15 protein-coding genes are annotated in these 17,462 nt (G+C 38.2%); 11 read left to right on the top strand and 4 right to left on the bottom strand.

Features of this window, described 5'->3' with window-relative positions; all coding sequences use genetic code 11:
• Positions 1–123: 123 nt before the first annotated feature.
• Entirely contained in the window at positions 124–1,668 is a 1,545-nt protein-coding gene (locus FN756_RS02670; RefSeq protein WP_142601220.1) for a hypothetical protein, read from the bottom strand.
• 145 nt (positions 1,669–1,813) lie between these two features.
• On the opposite strand from FN756_RS02670, the gene FN756_RS02665 reads away from it, so the two are divergent.
• From FN756_RS02665 to FN756_RS02635, 7 genes are all read left to right on the top strand, one after another.
• Positions 1,814–2,977: a 2-isopropylmalate synthase gene (locus tag FN756_RS02665; protein ID WP_142601218.1), complete on the top strand. Its 1,164-nt coding sequence runs from the start codon at positions 1,814–1,816 to the stop codon at positions 2,975–2,977.
• A gap of 133 nt (positions 2,978–3,110) precedes the next feature.
• Positions 3,111–4,505: a 3-isopropylmalate dehydratase large subunit gene (gene leuC / locus FN756_RS02660; protein WP_142601217.1), complete on the top strand. Its 1,395-nt coding sequence runs from the start codon at positions 3,111–3,113 to the stop codon at positions 4,503–4,505.
• Between the two features lie 78 nt (positions 4,506–4,583).
• On the top strand, positions 4,584–5,171 hold the full coding sequence (leuD, locus tag FN756_RS02655) for a 3-isopropylmalate dehydratase small subunit (protein ID WP_142601215.1): 588 nt from the start codon (positions 4,584–4,586) through the stop codon (positions 5,169–5,171).
• Between the two features lie 47 nt (positions 5,172–5,218).
• The gene (leuB, locus tag FN756_RS02650) at positions 5,219–6,295 is read left to right on the top strand and encodes a 3-isopropylmalate dehydrogenase (protein WP_142601214.1); all 1,077 of its coding nucleotides are present in this window, start codon (positions 5,219–5,221) and stop codon (positions 6,293–6,295) included.
• Positions 6,296–6,425: 130 nt separating this feature from the next.
• Entirely contained in the window at positions 6,426–7,700 is a 1,275-nt protein-coding gene (locus FN756_RS02645; protein WP_142601212.1) for a nicotinamide mononucleotide adenylyltransferase, read from the top strand.
• Positions 7,701–7,714: 14 nt separating this feature from the next.
• Positions 7,715–8,764 carry an aldose epimerase family protein gene (locus FN756_RS02640; RefSeq protein WP_142601210.1) on the top strand — a complete coding sequence of 350 codons (1,050 nt, stop codon included), beginning with the start codon at positions 7,715–7,717 and terminating at the stop codon, positions 8,762–8,764.
• Entirely contained in the window at positions 8,748–9,263 is a 516-nt protein-coding gene (locus tag FN756_RS02635; protein WP_142601209.1) for a GNAT family N-acetyltransferase, read from the top strand. Before FN756_RS02640 ends, FN756_RS02635 begins: the two co-directional genes overlap by 17 nt.
• Here the strand turns inward: FN756_RS02635 and FN756_RS02630 are convergent.
• The 3 genes from FN756_RS02630 to mqnB all read right to left on the bottom strand — a co-directional run bounded on the left by FN756_RS02630 (position 9,242) and on the right by mqnB (position 11,355).
• On the bottom strand, positions 9,242–9,763 hold the full coding sequence (locus FN756_RS02630) for a hypothetical protein (RefSeq protein WP_142601207.1): 522 nt from the start codon (positions 9,761–9,763) through the stop codon (positions 9,242–9,244). The genes FN756_RS02635 and FN756_RS02630 overlap by 22 nt on opposite strands.
• Complete coding sequence (locus FN756_RS02625; RefSeq protein WP_142601206.1) at positions 9,760–10,668, bottom strand: menaquinone biosynthesis family protein; 909 nt, start codon at positions 10,666–10,668, stop codon at positions 9,760–9,762. The genes FN756_RS02630 and FN756_RS02625 overlap by 4 nt, the downstream gene beginning before the upstream one ends.
• A gap of 69 nt (positions 10,669–10,737) precedes the next feature.
• Positions 10,738–11,355, bottom strand: a complete 618-nt coding sequence (mqnB, locus tag FN756_RS02620) for a futalosine hydrolase (protein ID WP_142601204.1) — start codon at positions 11,353–11,355, stop codon at positions 10,738–10,740.
• 134 nt (positions 11,356–11,489) lie between these two features.
• Here mqnB and FN756_RS02615 point away from each other — a divergent pair, with 134 nt between their 5' ends.
• The 4 genes from FN756_RS02615 to FN756_RS02600 all read left to right on the top strand — a co-directional run bounded on the left by FN756_RS02615 (position 11,490) and on the right by FN756_RS02600 (position 17,433).
• On the top strand, positions 11,490–11,900 hold the full coding sequence (locus FN756_RS02615) for a 6-pyruvoyl trahydropterin synthase family protein (RefSeq protein ID WP_142601202.1): 411 nt from the start codon (positions 11,490–11,492) through the stop codon (positions 11,898–11,900).
• Positions 11,901–11,916: 16 nt separating this feature from the next.
• Complete coding sequence (folE, locus tag FN756_RS02610) at positions 11,917–12,564, top strand: GTP cyclohydrolase I FolE (protein ID WP_142601201.1); 648 nt, start codon at positions 11,917–11,919, stop codon at positions 12,562–12,564.
• Between the two features lie 124 nt (positions 12,565–12,688).
• Complete coding sequence (gene fabD / locus FN756_RS02605; RefSeq protein WP_142601199.1) at positions 12,689–13,564, top strand: ACP S-malonyltransferase; 876 nt, start codon at positions 12,689–12,691, stop codon at positions 13,562–13,564.
• A gap of 146 nt (positions 13,565–13,710) precedes the next feature.
• On the top strand, positions 13,711–17,433 hold the full coding sequence (locus FN756_RS02600; protein ID WP_142601198.1) for a sensor histidine kinase: 3,723 nt from the start codon (positions 13,711–13,713) through the stop codon (positions 17,431–17,433).
• The last annotated feature ends 29 nt before the right edge of the window (positions 17,434–17,462 follow it).

The raw sequence follows: 17,462 nt of genomic DNA, 5'->3' as shown, positions 1-17,462 counted from the left end.
GTTATACAACATCCTTATAGATAAATTCCGAGCAGATCTTAAGGATTTGAAAAAACATAAAAAAAATAATTTACTTCACCGTCTCATATCTTCTGTCTTGAATCTTGATTCTCACGTCTCATACTACCTATTCGCATTCAAAAACTTCTTCCTGATAATTTCCTGAACCGGTTTGTTTTCAATTTTAGATTCCAGCCATGAAATAATGTCGAGGTATAGATACGGACGCTTTTCGTACGGATGGTTCTCAAAAACCACCAGTTTATCATGTAGATTCTTGAATTCTGTTTTTAGTTCATGCTCGTAAATGGTTCCCAGGTTTTTCAAGAAGTTGATTACCTCAACCTGAACCTTGTTCAAATCATTCATTTTTACCAGGAAACGGTAAACCGATTTAATCTGATACTCCAGATTGGAATCATTGCCGGCCTCGTAATTGGCGATCAGGTTTAAAATGCGGGCAAAACACTGTAGGTCCGAACGGACATCGGCATCACGCGTGCTAATTACTTTGCTTAGGTAAATAAGGGCATTCTTATTGTCACCACTTCCAAAATAGAGACAGGCAATTTTATAATAAAAGACAAGCACGTGGTGCTCGTCAATACGTGATTCATTTTGTATTAAGAATTGTTTAATCTCCGGCAACCATTTAAGTCCGGCTGTAAAGGTGCCTTCCATAAAATGCTGGTTCATTTTATTGGTTAGCAAACACGATTGAGCAAGCATTTCGGCGTTATCATCCAAAAACTCCTGATCGCGTTTTATGGCATCTTCCAGTTCATTCAAAACTTCCCAAAACTTTGCATAATGACGCAGGTAGAAAAGGGATTCGAGTAGATAATTATAGGCTTTTAGGTAAAAACTGATCATGCCTTTTTTCATCTGCGGGTTTTCATTGAACAGCTGAACCCAGCGCTGAGCATGGCGGTAACATGCCACAAAATCCTGAATGATGTAATTGTACCAAACGTACGATTGATACAGATACATCTTTTCATAAAAGCCCAGGGATTCTATTTCGTATTTGGGCAGATTCATCTCAAAGAAGGTTTGCACAAATGCCAAATCCTTTTTGTTTTTCACATAGCCCACTTTAAGATATAAACCATATAATTGGAGCGCAAGGTTGGAAAACTGATTGGCTTTTTGAATTGCATTGTTCAGGCCTACAGTTTCTGTGGTAAGCATGTCGGCCCGGTTGCTAATTGATCGAGTGATGTATTGTGACTCAATCATTTTTTCAAATTCTACAATTTCCAAGGCAATGGTGTTTTGCATCAGTTCAACAGCCATGGTTTTGGCCTTGTCGAGTACCTTCAAACTTTGCCTATATAAACCTTTGTTGTAAAGGATTTTTGCGAAATCTACCTGTTCACGAAGCTGCAGATCGGGATAATGCTGAACGTTCATTAAACGCAAACTGATCAGAATTTGCTTGTAAAGATGTGCCTTCATGTTGGAAAGCTGAACCTTTTTTACGGGCGCTTTCTTTAGAATTTTGTCCTCATCATATTCGTTAACTCCGTCCATTGCATCAAACAGCGATAAAAACTTTGCATCCTGATTGCCTTCCAGGCGAGTGGCAAAAAGTTTAAAATTTCGCTTTTCTGATTTCGACATGGACTTTATCAACTCAAAAACAGGCTCATTCTTAATATTAGCCATTGTATAAATTTTTATTTTATTTATCTGGTAGTTAGCTGTTTATCGTGCATATGTTAATGTTGAAATTAGTACAAAATATGCCTCAGCTGTTTTCAAGAGCTAATCTTACTGAATACTTTAGACTCTTACAAATAGAACTGATAACATGACTGGAAGAAAAATACAGATATTCGATACCACGTTGAGAGATGGAGAACAAGTTCCGGGCTGTAAGCTCAATACACCTGAAAAAGTGGAGATCGCAAAGAATCTCGAACGTTTAGGTGTGGATGTAATTGAGGCTGGTTTTCCTATTTCTAGTCCTGGAGACTTTAATTCCGTAATGGAAATTGCAAAGGCAGTAACCGAACCGATTGTTTGTGGATTGTCAAGAGCCGTTCCTAAAGATATAGAAACCGCAGCGGAAGCCTTGAAATTTGCCAAACGACCACGTATTCACACGGGCATCGGTACTTCTGATTCACATATCAAATATAAATTTAATGCTACCCGTGAGGAAATTATAGAGCGTGCGATGGCAGCAGTTAAATATGCAAAGAGTTTTGTTGAAGATGTTGAATTTTATGCTGAAGACGCCGGACGTACGGATAATGAATTTCTTGCTCGTGTTTGCGAAGCAGCCATAAAAGCCGGTGCAACTGTATTGAATATTCCCGATACTACCGGATATTGCCTTCCGCATGAATATGGCGAAAAAATCAAATTCCTAAAAGAAAATGTGAAAGGAATTGATAAAGCCATCCTTTCAACTCATTGTCATAATGATTTAGGGTTGGCAACAGCTAATTCTATTGCAGGTGTTTTGAACGGAGCAGGACAAATTGAATGTACAATTAACGGTATTGGTGAGCGTGCTGGGAATACTTCACTTGAAGAAGTGGTGATGATTATGCGTCAGCATCCATATTTGAATTTATATACCGGCGTTAACACGCCAATGCTTTATCCAATTAGCCAATTGGTTTCAGAGCGTATGCAAATGTTTGTGCAGCCCAATAAAGCTATTGTGGGGTCAAATGCTTTCGCTCATTCGTCAGGAATTCATCAGGACGGCATGATTAAGAACCGTGAGACATATGAAATCATTGACCCTAAAGATGTAGGCGTTGATGAATCATTAATCGTTTTAACAGCACGTAGTGGCCGTGCAGCATTAGCTTATCGCGCACAAAATATTGGCTACTCATTAAGTAAAGAGGAGCTGGATATTGTGTATGCTCATTTTTTAAAAATTGCCGATCGTAAAAAGGAAGTTCATGATATTGATATTCATGAGTTGATGAAAATCGTTAATATTTCTATTGCTTAAACCCTAAATCTCCTAAGGGGGCTTGAGGCCAATGCAGTGATTATAATAAGAATAGACAATAAGAAAGCTTCCCTCAAAGTTGCTCTCTTTTAGGAGAGGGAATCAAAGGGTGAGGCTTTAAATCAAAAAATAGATGGGAAAGACCTTATTTGACAAAGTTTGGGATGCACACGTTGTGACTTCTGCAGAAGGAGGAATCGATGTATTATATATTGATAAGCATTTAATTCATGAAGTTACCAGCCCGCAAGCATTTGCTGAGTTGGAAGAACGCGGAATTCAACTGTTCCGCCCTGAAAAAATAATGGCTACAGCTGATCATAATGTTCCTACCTGGGATCAGCATTTGCCGATTAAAGATGACCTTTCGCGTTTTCAGGTAAATAAACTTACCGAAAACTGTGCTAAACATAATGTTGAGTTATACGGCTTAGGCCACAAATATCAAGGTATTGTGCATGTTATTGGTCCTGAGCTTGGTGTAACCCAACCCGGAATGACCATTGTTTGCGGGGATAGTCATACTTCAACCCATGGAGCCTTTGGTTCAATTGCGTTTGGTATCGGAACCAGTCAGGTTGCTCAAGTAATGGCCAGCCAATGTTTGTTGCAAAACAAGCCTAAGAAAATGCGTGTAAACGTAAATGGAGTATTAGCAAAAGGCGTTTCGCCAAAAGATGTAATTCTTTATATCATCGCTAAGCTCAGTGCCAACGGCGGAACAGGTTATTTTGTGGAGTTTGCCGGGAATGTTTTCCGTGAAATGAGCATGGAAGGCCGAATGACCGTTTGCAATATGAGTATTGAAATGGGTGCTCGTGGTGGCATGATTGCTCCTGATGAAACCACTTTTGAATACGTTCGCGGTCGTGAGTTTGCTCCAAAAGGAGAAGATTTTGAAAAAGCAGTAGCGTACTGGGAAACATTGCCTACTGATAACGATGCTACTTTTGATCTCGAGTACTCATATGATGCGGCTGATATAGAACCGATGATTACATTCGGTACCAATCCGGGAATGGGTATTAAAGTAACCGAAAACGTTCCCACAGAAGATAAATTCTCTGGTCAGGAAAGCTTCGACAAAGCCTTAGGTTATATGGGCTTTAAAGCAGGTGAATCGTTGATAAATAAGCAAGTGAATTTTGTCTTTATCGGTAGCTGCACCAATTCTCGTATCGAAGATCTGCGTTTAGTTGCTGAGTTGGTAAAAGGCCGTAAAAAAGCGGATAACGTAAATGCCTTCATCGTTCCGGGTTCTAAATTAGTTGAAGCGCAAGCTAAATCTGAAGGCTTAGATAAAATTTTTGCAGAAGCAGGCTTCCAGCTTCGTGAACCGGGTTGTTCGGCTTGTTTAGGTATGAATGAAGATAAAATTCCTGCGGGCGAATATTGCGTTTCTACTTCGAATCGTAATTTTGAAGGCCGTCAAGGACAAGGTGCACGTACTTTACTTGCTTCTCCATTGGTTGCAGCAATTACCGCTTTGGAAGGTAAAATTGTGGATGTGAAAGCTTATTTGAATTAAAATTAGTGAGAAGGGAAGATGGATGATGTGAACAGCTATTTATCTCAAATCGCCTATCTTAATACTCAAATCTAAATTATGAAAGTAGAAAAATTTCAAAAGTTAACGGCAACAGCAGTACCGTTGCCGATCGAAAATATAGATACAGATCAAATCATTCCGGCTCGCTTTCTAAAAGCAACCAGTCGTGAAGGTTTTGGTGATAATTTGTTCTGCGATTGGCGTTATGATTCAGCAGGTAATCCTAAGGCTGATTTCGTATTAAATAATCCCAAATATTCGGGTGAAATCTTGGTGGCCGGGCGCAATTTTGGTTGCGGTTCAAGTCGTGAACATGCGGCTTGGTCAATTCATGATTTCGGATTTAAAGTAGTTGTGTCGAGCTTCTTTGCCGATATTTTTAAAGGAAATGCCTTGAATAACTTCTTGTTGCCGGTTCAGGTATCCGAAGAGTTTTTGCAAGAAATCCTACAAGCGGTAATCAATGAACCATCAACTGAACTTACAATTGACCTGGAATCACAAACCATTGCACTTGGTAATAAATCAGAATCGTTTTCGATTGATGGCTACAAAAAAATGTGCTTGTTGAATGGCTATGATGATATCGACTTTTTGTTAAGCTTAAAAGACAAAATTGAAGCGTTCGAACAAAAAGCGGTCTAATTAACTAAATTTGAATAAATTGTCCCTTCAGGGGGAATTAGGAATATATGAAAAAGAAAATTGCCGTATTGTCCGGTGACGGTATTGGTCCGGAAGTGGTAGCACAAGCTATCAAAGTATTGAATGCTATTGCCGGTAAGTACAACCATACATTTGAATACACAGAAGCATTGGCCGGAGCAATCGCTATCGATGTAACCGGAAATCCAATGCCTGATGAAACGCTAAAGGTATGTTTAGAATCAGATGCCATTTTATTCGGAGCCATAGGTGATCCGAAATATGATAATGATCCTAATGCAAAGGTTCGCCCGGAACAAGGCTTGTTGAAAATCCGCAAGGAAATGGGGCTGTTTTGCAATATTCGTCCGGTTACTACCTACGATTCGTTGATCGATAAATCTCCCTTAAAAGAAGATCGTATCAAAGGCGCTGATTTGGTAGTTTACAGAGAATTAACCGGCGGTATTTATTTCGGCGAAAAAGGACGTAAAAATAACGATACTACGGCTTATGACAATTGCGAATACTCAGTTATAGAAATTGAACGTATCGCTAAACCTGCTTTTGAGGCGGCAAGAGCTCGTCGTAAAAAATTAACCTTAGTTGATAAAGCCAACGTATTGGAAACCTCACGTCTTTGGAGAGATGTGGTGAAGAAAATGGCGTCTGAATATCCTGATGTAGAAGTCGATTATTTATTCGTAGATAATGCGGCTATGCAAATGATCGTGAATCCGGTTCAGTTTGATGTTATCTTAACTGAAAATATGTTTGGTGATATTATCTCTGATGAAGCCAGCGTAATTACAGGTTCATTAGGTTTATTAGCATCTGCATCAATGGGCGCAAAAACCGCGATGTTCGAGCCTTGCCACGGGTCATATCCACAGGCTGCAGGTAAAAATGTCGCCAATCCGGTTGCCGCAATTTTATCAGCAGCAATGATGTTAGATCATTTTCAGCTGTTTGATGAAGCTAATTGCATTCGCAAAGCTGTTAAAAAATCGATTGATGAAGGAATTGCAACAGTCGACATTAACAATCAAAATCCAAAAAACACTTCCACTGTTGGAGATTATATTGCTAAGTTTGTGGGCGAAAGCAGTTCTGTTACTGCTTAAAGAGTTTACCCTATCCAAAGCAAGAACCCCTGCCTGCGCATCCGGCCGGGGTTTATTAGTTTAATATAGTGCTCTTATCACTATTAAAGCCTTTTCATAGATTCTGACTTGTTTGCTACCTTTACACACTATGAGAGAAGTTCTAGAAACCAAGCGCAAGGCATTAAAAATAAACCTGGATGAACATATTTACGGCACATTTGCGGAGATTGGTGCAGGACAAGAAGTAGCCCGTAATTTTTTTATGGCAGGAGCAGCTTCCGGAACAGTTGCTAAAACCATGTCGGCTTATGATATGGCCTTTAGTAACGCCATTTACGGAGCCGAAGAAAGCGGTCGGTATGTGTCTAAATCTCGTTTGCTAAAAATGTTGGATCATGAGTACCCTTTGCTTAGTGAACGTCTTTCTGACGAAAAATACAAAAAACGTACTTTTTTCGCCTTTGCAGATACTGTAATGACTCTCAATTACAGCAAAACCAATGAACCCCATGGTTGGATTGGTTTACGCTTTCAATTGCAGCCCGGGGCAGAGTGTAATGATATTTTATTCCACGTTCGCTTATTAGATAGTGATGCAAGCCTTCAACAGGATGTATTAGGTATTTTGGGCGTGAACTTGGTTTATGCGGCCTATTATTATCATGAAGATCCACAAGCCATGATTGAGTCATTGGCTGATAATCTTTCGGTTGGTTCCGTGGAAATTGATATGATCAATGTATCAGGGCCGGCCTTTGACGGTGTAAATAACCGATTGCTTAATTTATACCTCATCGCCAAAGGGTTTTCGAGTGCCGCCATTTTTGGAGCCGATAGCACCGTTTACCAGCCTAAAGATCTGCTTTATAAAAAAGAAGTGATTATTTATCGCCGTCGTTATGGCCAAAAAGCACCTATTAATAAGGAAAAATTAACCACCGCCATAGAGTACGTAAAGCAAAATGAAAACGCCAAGGATGAAAATCTGGTGGTGTTGACGGAGATAACCTTAAATAATCTTTTGTCAGAAGTGGATGGTGCGATTAACTTGGATGAAATAATGCATAGGGTGGATGATTTATTGTCGCGAAAGCGAACAGTGATTGTTTCTAACTTTTCTCGTCATAATAAATTGGCTCAGTACCTAAATCAGTGCAAGCCTAAGAGCATTATCCTATTGCTGAATATAGCCAATTTGGTTAATATATTTAATGCAGAAAATTACGGTGCCAATTATTCACGAGAATTGCTGAGCTATATTAGTGGATTATTTAGTAAGAATGTGAAATTGTATGCTTTCCCTTATTTTTCATCTAAAGAAGGCAAAGTGATCACCTCTCAAAATATGCCTAGCTCGGTTGAAGCTAAGCCGCTCTTCGATTTTTTGATTACCAACGGATATGTTAAAGATGTAGTATCATAATACGAAAAAACAACATGAAGGTTAATAAACAGTATTGCGGAACAACAGCTAAAGGAGATCTTTATTTAATTTCGCTTGAAAATGAAAAAGGAACCTCCGTTGAGATTCTGAATTATGGCGCTATTATTAAATCATTTAAGGTGAAAGCGGCCGATGGCAAGGAGGTTGATATTGTGCTGGGTTTTGATAATGTTGATGAATATTTTTCTAAAGAATATTTGAGTAACTATCCTTACTTCGGAGCCGTTATCGGACGTTATGCAAATAGAGTTAAAGGCGGAAAATTTAAAATTGACGGCAAAGACTATCAGATAGCTCAAAACCAAAACGGCGATTGTTTACATGGAGGAATTGAGGGGTTTGATAAAAAGGTGTTTGAGGTAATTGGCTATACTGCATTGCCAAATCCAACAGTAACGCTTCGTTATATAAGTTCTGATGGAGAAGAGCACTTCCCTGGTAATTTAGATCTGTACATAACCTTTGAGTTGAATAATGAAAATGAACTTAGTTATGAGTTCAAGGCTACTACTGATGCACCAACGGCTGTAAACATTACCCATCATAGTTATTTTAACCTGGACGGAGGAGCAACAACGATTGGAGAACATTTGCTCACCATCAATGCTGATAATTATTTAGAACAGGATAGCAATTATGTGGTAACCGGCAATTTGATTCCTATAGCTTCAACCGCTCACGATTTTAGAACCGAACGAACCATTAACCGCGATATGGATCCGGAGGAAGGATACGATCAGAGTTTTGTGATAGCAAATCCGGGTGGTTTAGCATTAGCCGCAAAAGCTAAATCAAAGGAAACAGGTGTACAGTTGAATGTGTTTACTACCGAGCCGGTTGTGCATTTATATTGCGGAAAGTATATTCCTGAAATTAAAGGTAAAAATGGCGTGAAGTACGGGCCTTTTCATGCGTTTTGTTTGGAAACACAGGTTCACCCGAACGCTATAAATATTCCTTCTTTGCCGGATACGATTCTCAGACCCGGTTCTGTTTATTCAACGAGAACGGTTTACAAAGTAAGCAATGGAAATCAAGGCTGATCATTTTAAGCTGCGGCCATTGCGACAAGGCGATGAGTTTTCGTTAGCTGATAATGCTAACAATGAAAAGCTATGGAATAATGTGAGGGATTATTTCCCGCATCCATACACAATAGAAGATGCCCGCGCTTGGATAGCTTTGAATGAAAACCAACAACCGCTTACCCATTTTGCCATTGATATTGACGGATTAGCGGTTGGTTCTATAGGCATTAATTTGAAAGATGATGTTTATAAATGCAGCGCTGAGATTGGTTTTTGGCTGGGCGAAAACTACTGGAACCAAAAAATAATGTCGAATGCAGTCAATGAAGTGGTAGACTATACTTTTTCAACTTTTGATGTGGTTCGCATTTATGCCAGTGTTTTTGAATTCAACCATGCTTCCATGAAAGTTCTTGAACGGGCAGGCTTTCGTCAGGAGGCCATGCTTCGCTTTGCCATTATAAAGCATGGAACACTAATGGACGAATACATTTATTCCATTTTGAGGCTCTGAAACCCGATGTTTTGCAAGGCTAAACAGTTTCCATTGGTATCAATTTCATAAACCCCTGAACTACGCCGCTCCTTCATTAAGAAAAATAAGGATTCAGTAGCCAAGGCAACTTGCTGGATGTTTTCAGTTTTAACAATTGACCAAAAATAAGGCTTACGTGATTCGGCTTTACTTATTTCCTCAAATGTCGATTGTATTCCTTTTTCTAACACTAATAAGGGAAGGCCAAATGCTAAACAACTATTCCAAATTCCTTTAGCAAGTTCAGTTGAAACTTCTTCGGTTACCACCACCAATTGCACATGCAACTGGTTAACGGTAAGGAAGCGAGGGAGTTCCTGGTATTTTATTTTTTTTGAGAAACGTTTACTTAACAGATGCTGTTTTTTTTCCAGGTCTGTATAGTCATCGGCAATAACGATGTCATTAAAGTTTTCAGTATTAAGTTTTAATACAAGATTGCTGCCAGCTAATCCGGCTCCTCCTACAATTACAATCATGCTACAAATAAGTTTTGACCAGGTTTTTGAAGAATATCTTTTTCGGCAGCCACTTTAAACATCGTTTCAATAGCACGGCGTCCATCTGGCCCTAAATCTAAGGAATATCTATTAACATACAGCTTAATATGCTTGATCATTACTTCTTCGCTCATTTCCTGCGCATATTGGCGCACAAATTCCATTGCCGAACGCGGATCACGAAAAGCAAATTCCACACTGTTGCGAATCAAACGGTTTACAGTTTGCTGAACCTCAATCGGCAACGATCGTTTAATGAAAATTCCTCCTAATGGAATTGGGGCCCCGGTTAAGTTTTCCCAATATTCCCCCAAATCGAGTACTTTGAACAAGCCTTTTTGTTGATAGGTGAAACGATTTTCATGAATAATTAAGCCCAAGTCGATTTTTTCATCAACGAGAGCGTTTTCTATCTCTGAAAAAAGTAGTTCTTCTTTATTTTTTGCTTGCGGAAATGCCAGGCTTAGCAGAAAATTAGCAGTGGTGTATTTGCCGGGAATCCCAATTTTTAAATCAGCAAGATGCGGGCTAAGTCTTGAAATCAAATTGCCCATGCTTTCTCTGCCTGATTTCATCGCAATTTTATGCTTCTCCTCAGCCGTTTCGGTATTGATATCTCGTTTAGCTATCAACAAGGGTCCAACCCCGAAACCCAAAGCACTGCCTGAATTCAATAAAGCATAGTTTTCAGCAGCATAGGCAAATGCGTGGAAACTAAGCTTAGTAATGTCTAATTCGTTCCGAAAAGCTTTTTGATTCAACGTTTCAACATCATCAAACGAAAATTCAAAGTCTAATCCTTCAGTGTCAATCTTTTTATGGATTAACGCATCAAAAATAAAAGTATCATTAGGGCAAGGCGAAAAGCCTAGAGTAAGTTTCATGTTAAAAATGTTAATATTAAAAGGTCACGTTGAGCGGAGTCGAAGCGTTTCTATATCAAGCCTTCAACTCTAATAGATCTTATTTACATATTCGATTAAATAATTATTCAGGTGTTTAATCGCCAAAGGGATGTCCCAGTTTGCACGATTACGTTTTTCTACATGGTTGGAAATGCTGCGCAGTTGAATAAACTTCACGTTTTCCTGTAAACAAACGTAGAAAAAAGCAGCACCTTCCATGCTCTCCACATCGGGAGTACAGCGTTCCACCATCTTTTGTATGCTGGATTCATTGCCGTTAACCGTATTTACCGTAACACCTGCGAGTGATTTTAAGTTTTCTGTTCTGAAATTATTGATCAGTTTTCCATTTGTAAACGGGAATTCATTAGGGTTCATAAAACCAAGATCAGTCAGGCTCACAAAGTGATCACCATCTTCGGCTCCAAGCTCCGGTAGCTCCTCGCTTATCACTTGTATAACTTCACCCAGCTTAATTGAGCGATCAAATGCGCCCGCTATACCGGCATTAATAACCAAATCATACGAATTTTTAGCCAAATGCTTCGTGAGGTGATAGGTGGTGGCAACCATCCCTACTCCGGTGATCAAAACATCTGTATGAGGATGAATGTTGATAAATGGCTGAATCTCCGCTTTGGTAGCAGCAACTAGGAGTAGTTTCATAATTAGGGCAAATGTAGGATGTAAAATGGAAAGTCCATAGTCGATAGTCGAGCAACCATTGATTATCAATTTTTGAATTATCATCTAATCATGCTATGGACTATGGACATCAATTTTTTTACGATATTTGCGCCATGATCTACATAACAAGAAAAGAACATTTTAATGCGGCTCATAAGCTTTTTCGGGAAGAATGGAGTAATGACAAGAACGCTGAAATGTTCGGTAAATGCTCTAATCCTAACTGGCACGGACATAACTATGATCTGTTTGTGACCGTAAAAGGCGAGGTGAATCCTGAGACAGGTTTTGTGATCGATTTAAAAGATTTAAAACAAATCATCAATTCTCGTGTAATTGATAAGCTTGATCATAAGAACATAAATCTTGATGTCGACTTTATGAAAGGCAAGATGGCCTCTACGGAAATGTTGGCCATGGAAATTTTTAATCAGTTAAAAGGCGAAATTGAAAGCAAGGGCGCTGCCTTACATTCGATTAAACTTTTCGAAACGGAAAATAACTTCGTTGAATATTTCGGTTAGTAACGAATATAAAATTATGGAACAATATAAAGACCATACTCCAAGTATGATGGAGGAAAATGAGATGGACGGTTATGAAAAAATTGACCGTTACAATGCTGGTAAAATCAAAAGGATTGCGGATAAGTATCATGATATTTTAAAAGATATTGGAGAGAATCCGGATCGTGAAGGTTTGAATAAGACTCCTGAGCGCGTTGCCAAAGCATTACAGTTTCTTACCCACGGCTATGATCTGAATCCAACCGAGATTTTGAAATCGGCTATGTTTACCGAAGATTACAGTCAAATGGTTATTGTAAAAGATATTGAAGTGTATTCTATGTGCGAACACCATATGCTGCCTTTTTTTGGTAAAGCTCACGTAGCGTATATTCCCAACGGAAAAGTTGTAGGATTGAGTAAAATCCCTCGCGTTGTTGATGCCTTTTCGCGACGTTTGCAAGTGCAAGAACGATTAACCAACGAAATTCGCGACTGTATTGAATCGACCTTGAAACCATTAGGCGTAGCTGTGGTGATTGAATGTAAACACATGTGCATGAGCATGCGGGGTATTCAGAAACAAAATTCGGTAACGACGACCTCGGCATTTACAGGTGAGTTTGTGAACGAAAATACGCGTATGGAATTTATGCAATTAATCGCGGCAAAATTAAGCTGATTAAGTTCAACGTAATAAGTTGTAAGTTAAAGATATCAGATTTTATAAGTATCTACTACAACCAAAGAAAGCTATGGTCCATTGACGATGGACATCACTATCCAATAACTATTAACTATAATTAATGAAAGCATATGTTTTCCCTGGACAAGGGGCACAATTTGTAGGCATGGGTAAAGATCTTTATGAGTCTTCTGCTCAGGCTAAAGAACTTTTTGAAAAAGCGAATGAAATTATCGGTTTCCGTATTACAGATACAATGTTTACCGGCACCGATGAAGATTTAAAACAAACTAAAGTTACTCAACCAGCTATCTTTTTACATTCAGTAATTAAAGCATTAATAGCGGATGGAGAATTCAAACCGGAAATGGTTGCAGGGCATTCGTTAGGCGAGTTTTCGGCTTTGGTGGCTAACGGAACATTGAGTTTTGAAGATGCTTTTAAACTGGTAATTGCTCGTGCAAACGCCATGCAAAAAGCTTGCGAAGTACAGCCTTCAACAATGGCGGCAATTTTAGGTTTGGAAGATAAAGTAGTAGAAGATATTTGTGCATCGATCAATGATGTAGTGGTTGCTGCTAATTACAATTGCCCTGGACAATTAGTGATTTCAGGAACGATTGAAGGCGTGAATACTGCATGTGAGAAATTAAAAGAAGCAGGCGCTAAACGTGCTTTGGTGTTAAATGTTGGTGGAGCTTTTCACTCGCCTTTAATGGAGCCTGCCCGTGTTGAACTAGAAGCAGCAATTAATGCCACTACTTTTAATCAGCCTATTTGCCCGGTATATCAAAATATCAATGCGGCTCCTACCACTGATCCTGAAGTGATTAAGAAAAATTTAATTGCTCAGTTAACAGGAGCTGTTCGCTGGACTCAAACTGTTCAGGCAATGATTGCTGATGGAGCTACTTCTTTTACCGAAGTTGGTCCGGGAAATGTGTTACAAGGATTGGTGAAAAAAGTAAGTAAAGAGATGGCTACTGCCAGCCTTTAATTAGTCGTTGGTCAATAGAAAAACCAAAGCCTTTCGAACTCGAAAGGCTTTTTTATTGATAGAATTCCTCTAAGTATCAATAAATAAATAAATAATTCATTATTAAATATTTATTTTTAAAATTCAGTCCATTAAAGCCTATTGCATTGAAAGTCAACATTAAAATTATTTACGGATTGCTGGGATTACTTGCTGTTTTGCTCATTCTTAGTTTTTCGATTGACTTTTTCACTTCATCGGAACGTGAAACAACCGAAATTGCTAATCGCACTCAAAAAGCATTGATTCGAAAGTCCGATTTAGTCAATGATTTTTATGAAACAAACCTTGCTAAAGGTGTTGATACTAAATTTATTGCCAATGTCTCTGATTTAATTGATCAATTAGATGTTGAAAATATTAGTATGCTTCATTATCAGTTTGATAAATTAACGTTTTGGAGTAGCAATCGTATTGTTCTTCCCCATCCGGAACAAATACATGATGGTTCATCTTTTAGGCAGTTATCTAATGGATGGTATTTTATTATTAAGAAAGTAAAAGGAAACAATGCGACGCTATTTTTTGTGCCCATTAAAAGCGAATATTCTTTCCAAAATACCTATCTGCAAAATGAATTTTCACGTGATTTAGCAATTCCCTCCTATTTTAAGTTAGCTCAATCAACAGATCCCGGGGCGGTAGCGGTGAAAGATAATGGAGGAAAGGCGTTGTTTTACTTAAGCATTGATAAAGCTTTAAGTGCGCAAATTGTTTCTGTCCTAGAAATCATCATTGATGCCGTAATCATCCTACTCACTTTCATTTTGCTACTACTTATTGCTCATATTTTCTTTATTAAAAAGAATTGGGCGTTAGTCATCCTTTTTGCAATAGTATTGCCGGTGGGAATGAGATTTTTGATGATCAATTTAAGAGTGCCAAGTGAGTTTTACAAACTTGAACTTTTTGGTCCGTACATATACGCTTCCAGTTATCCCAATAATTCGCTAGGTGAGTTATTTCTGAATACCCTTTTTGTTTTTGGCATTCTCTGGTTTTTTGAACGTAAGCTTAAATCTTTCAAGTTTTCAGTGCGAGTTAAAACAGTAGCTTATGTTTTAGCATCCCTTTTAATAGCCATAGTTTATAAATTAAGTGCTACTCTGTTTTTTGTTTTTCAAGGGTTAATCATTAACTCCCGCATACAGTTTGATATTTCCCATGTACTTGATCTTTCAATCTATAGCTTTTTGGGCTTATTTATAACAGCCATTGTATTATACACTTTCTATCTTTTTTGTTTAATTCTCGCACGGTTGTTTATGGCGTTTGACTTTTCAACCGGCGAAAAAATTACACTCGCAAGTGTTGCCTTAACAGTAGTTACATTAGTACTTATTGTTACCAATAGCTTTAATATTTATTACCTGTTAATTGCTTTCTTTCTCGTTCTTATAGAACGCGTAGCAAGACAAAGAAGAGGGGTGCTTGATTTTCCTGAACGCACAATTATTCTGCTCATTTTTTCAATACTCGTAGCTTCTAATTTGATTGAATTTAATAATCAAAAGGAAAAGGAAAGAAGAAAACTAGTTGCGTTAAAACTGGAAGATGCGAATGATCCTATCGCTGAGTTCGTTTTTAATGATATTCGGGAGAATATTAAATATGATAAAGCTATTGCAAACTATTTTAACGGGGAGGAGCTGCCCAATCGTATACAATTAAATAATCATCTTCAAAAAAGATATTTTGGTGGTTATTTTTCCAGGTATGAAGTAAGCGTGTATCCCGTTACGTCTTCAGTTGATTCATTAACTGAAGAAAATGCAGGTCCGTTTAGGGCTTTGCTCGACAATGCAGGGCTTAAATCTTTTTCTATCAAACAAGATACCCTTTTTCAGCCTAAGGGTATTCCAGGCATGCAGCGCTACATTGCGGTTTTAAATCTGGATAGCCCGAAAATGGCGAAGTTGCTTTTTGATATTCACTCAAAGCTAGTAGATAAAGGAAATACTTTTCCTAAACTTCTGCTTGAAGGGAATGTAAACATCAATAAAGAAATTGAAAGATATTCTTATGCTCTTTACAATAAGCACAAATTGATGAGCAATAAGGGGGATTATTTGTATAAAAGACTGGATGATGAGTTCAACGCGCAATTGAGAGTTCATGATAGCTATTTTGCGAACCTTAACGGGTATAATCATTTAGTTTATAAAGCACGCGATAATACTATAATTGTTGTGAGTAAAAAGAATGGAGGATTCTTTGTTGAGCTGGCTATCTTCTCCTATATTTTAGGTTTCTCGATTGTTTTTACGTTCCTGATACTTATTTGCAGGTATTTATTTTCAGTCGTTTATACCCATTTTGATGATCTGCTCCGGTTTAATTTCAATGAAGTATTTTCTTCGGTTAATATTCTGTTTAAAACGCGTATTCAGTTATCGATGATATTGGCTGTGATGATGTCGATCATCGTAATTGGTTGGGTAACTTTATCCAATGTACGGCGCCAGTATAAAGAGCAACAAAGTCAGTTGATCAACGAAAGGGTTAGTTTGGCTACAGCAAGTTTTAACTCTGAGCTGGTCGAAAATGATAGGCTTATTATTGATAAGGATTTTCCTGTCAAGTTTGCCTCTTTCTCCGACGTGACCGACAATGATATTAACCTTTATGATACCGAAGGAAACCTTATCATATCAACTCAGCCAAAACTATTTGATAGAGGATTGATTGATGAGAAAATTGACCCGAAGCCATTCTATAATATTCAACGCAGCGGATTCATTGAATACATTACTGAATACGAAAAGATAGGTAAGCTTGATTACCTGGCCGCTTATTCGCCAATTGTAAATTCTAAAAATCAAATTTTAGGTTATATCAGTTTACCTTATTTTGAAAACGAAGAAGAATACCGAACCCGTATCTCGGCGTTTTTGAATGCTATTATTAATGTGTATTCATTTGTTTTCTTAGCTATTGGTATTGTAGCTTTCATCTTTTCAAATTCCATAACGGCTCCTTTGGAGCTATTGCTTCAAAATTTTCGTACCACACGGATTGGTAAATACACTCCAATAGAGTGGCGGGGGAATGATGAAATTGGCAACATGGTAAAAGAATACAACAACATGATTGCCGAATTGGAAATAAGTGCGCGTAAATTGGCGATGTCTGAACGTGAAAACGCTTGGCGTGAAATGGCAAAACAGGTTGCTCATGAAATTAAAAATCCACTTACACCTTTACGCTTAGGAGTTCAGCATTTGGACCGCGCCTGGCGAGATAAGGACCCTAATTTTGATCAGAAATTTGAGAAGTTTAGTAAGGGGTTTATCAAACAAATTGATAGTTTATCATTCATTGCTTCTGAATTTTCGAGTTTTGCACGAATGCCCGATACGCATAATGAAGTGTTCGATGTAAAAGAGATTTTGGAAGAAACAGTGTTTGTTTTTAAAGAAACAGAATCGGCTGAAGTAACCTTTAAATCATGGAGCTATACCAATACAAGTGTGTTTGCTGATAAAGATCAGTTAATGCGTTCTTTTAATAACCTGGTAAAAAATGCATTACAAGCGATGCCTCCTGAAACAAAGGGTATGGTTATTATTGACTTAACAGGATCAGATAATGAGGTGTCGATCACTATTTCAGATAACGGTCTGGGAATACCCGATGATGCACGTGAAAAAATCTTTTCTCCGAATTTTACCACCAAGAGTTCCGGAATGGGTATTGGTTTAGCTTTCGTAAAAAGCTCCATTGAAAATGCCGGTGGTACCATACGTTTTAACTCTGTAGCAGGGGTGGGAACCACTTTCTATATTAACTTGCCGGTAGTAAAGCAGTTTGTGAGTGAAAAAAGAGCATAAAAAAAGAGCACCAAAGAGGTGCTCTTTTT

This window comes from Solitalea koreensis, assembly GCF_900182575.1.
GTDB classification, from domain to species: Bacteria; Bacteroidota; Bacteroidia; order Sphingobacteriales; family Sphingobacteriaceae; genus Solitalea; species Solitalea koreensis.
Note: the sequence above shows the minus strand (reverse complement) of the source record. Positions and strands in the feature narration are given on the sequence as shown.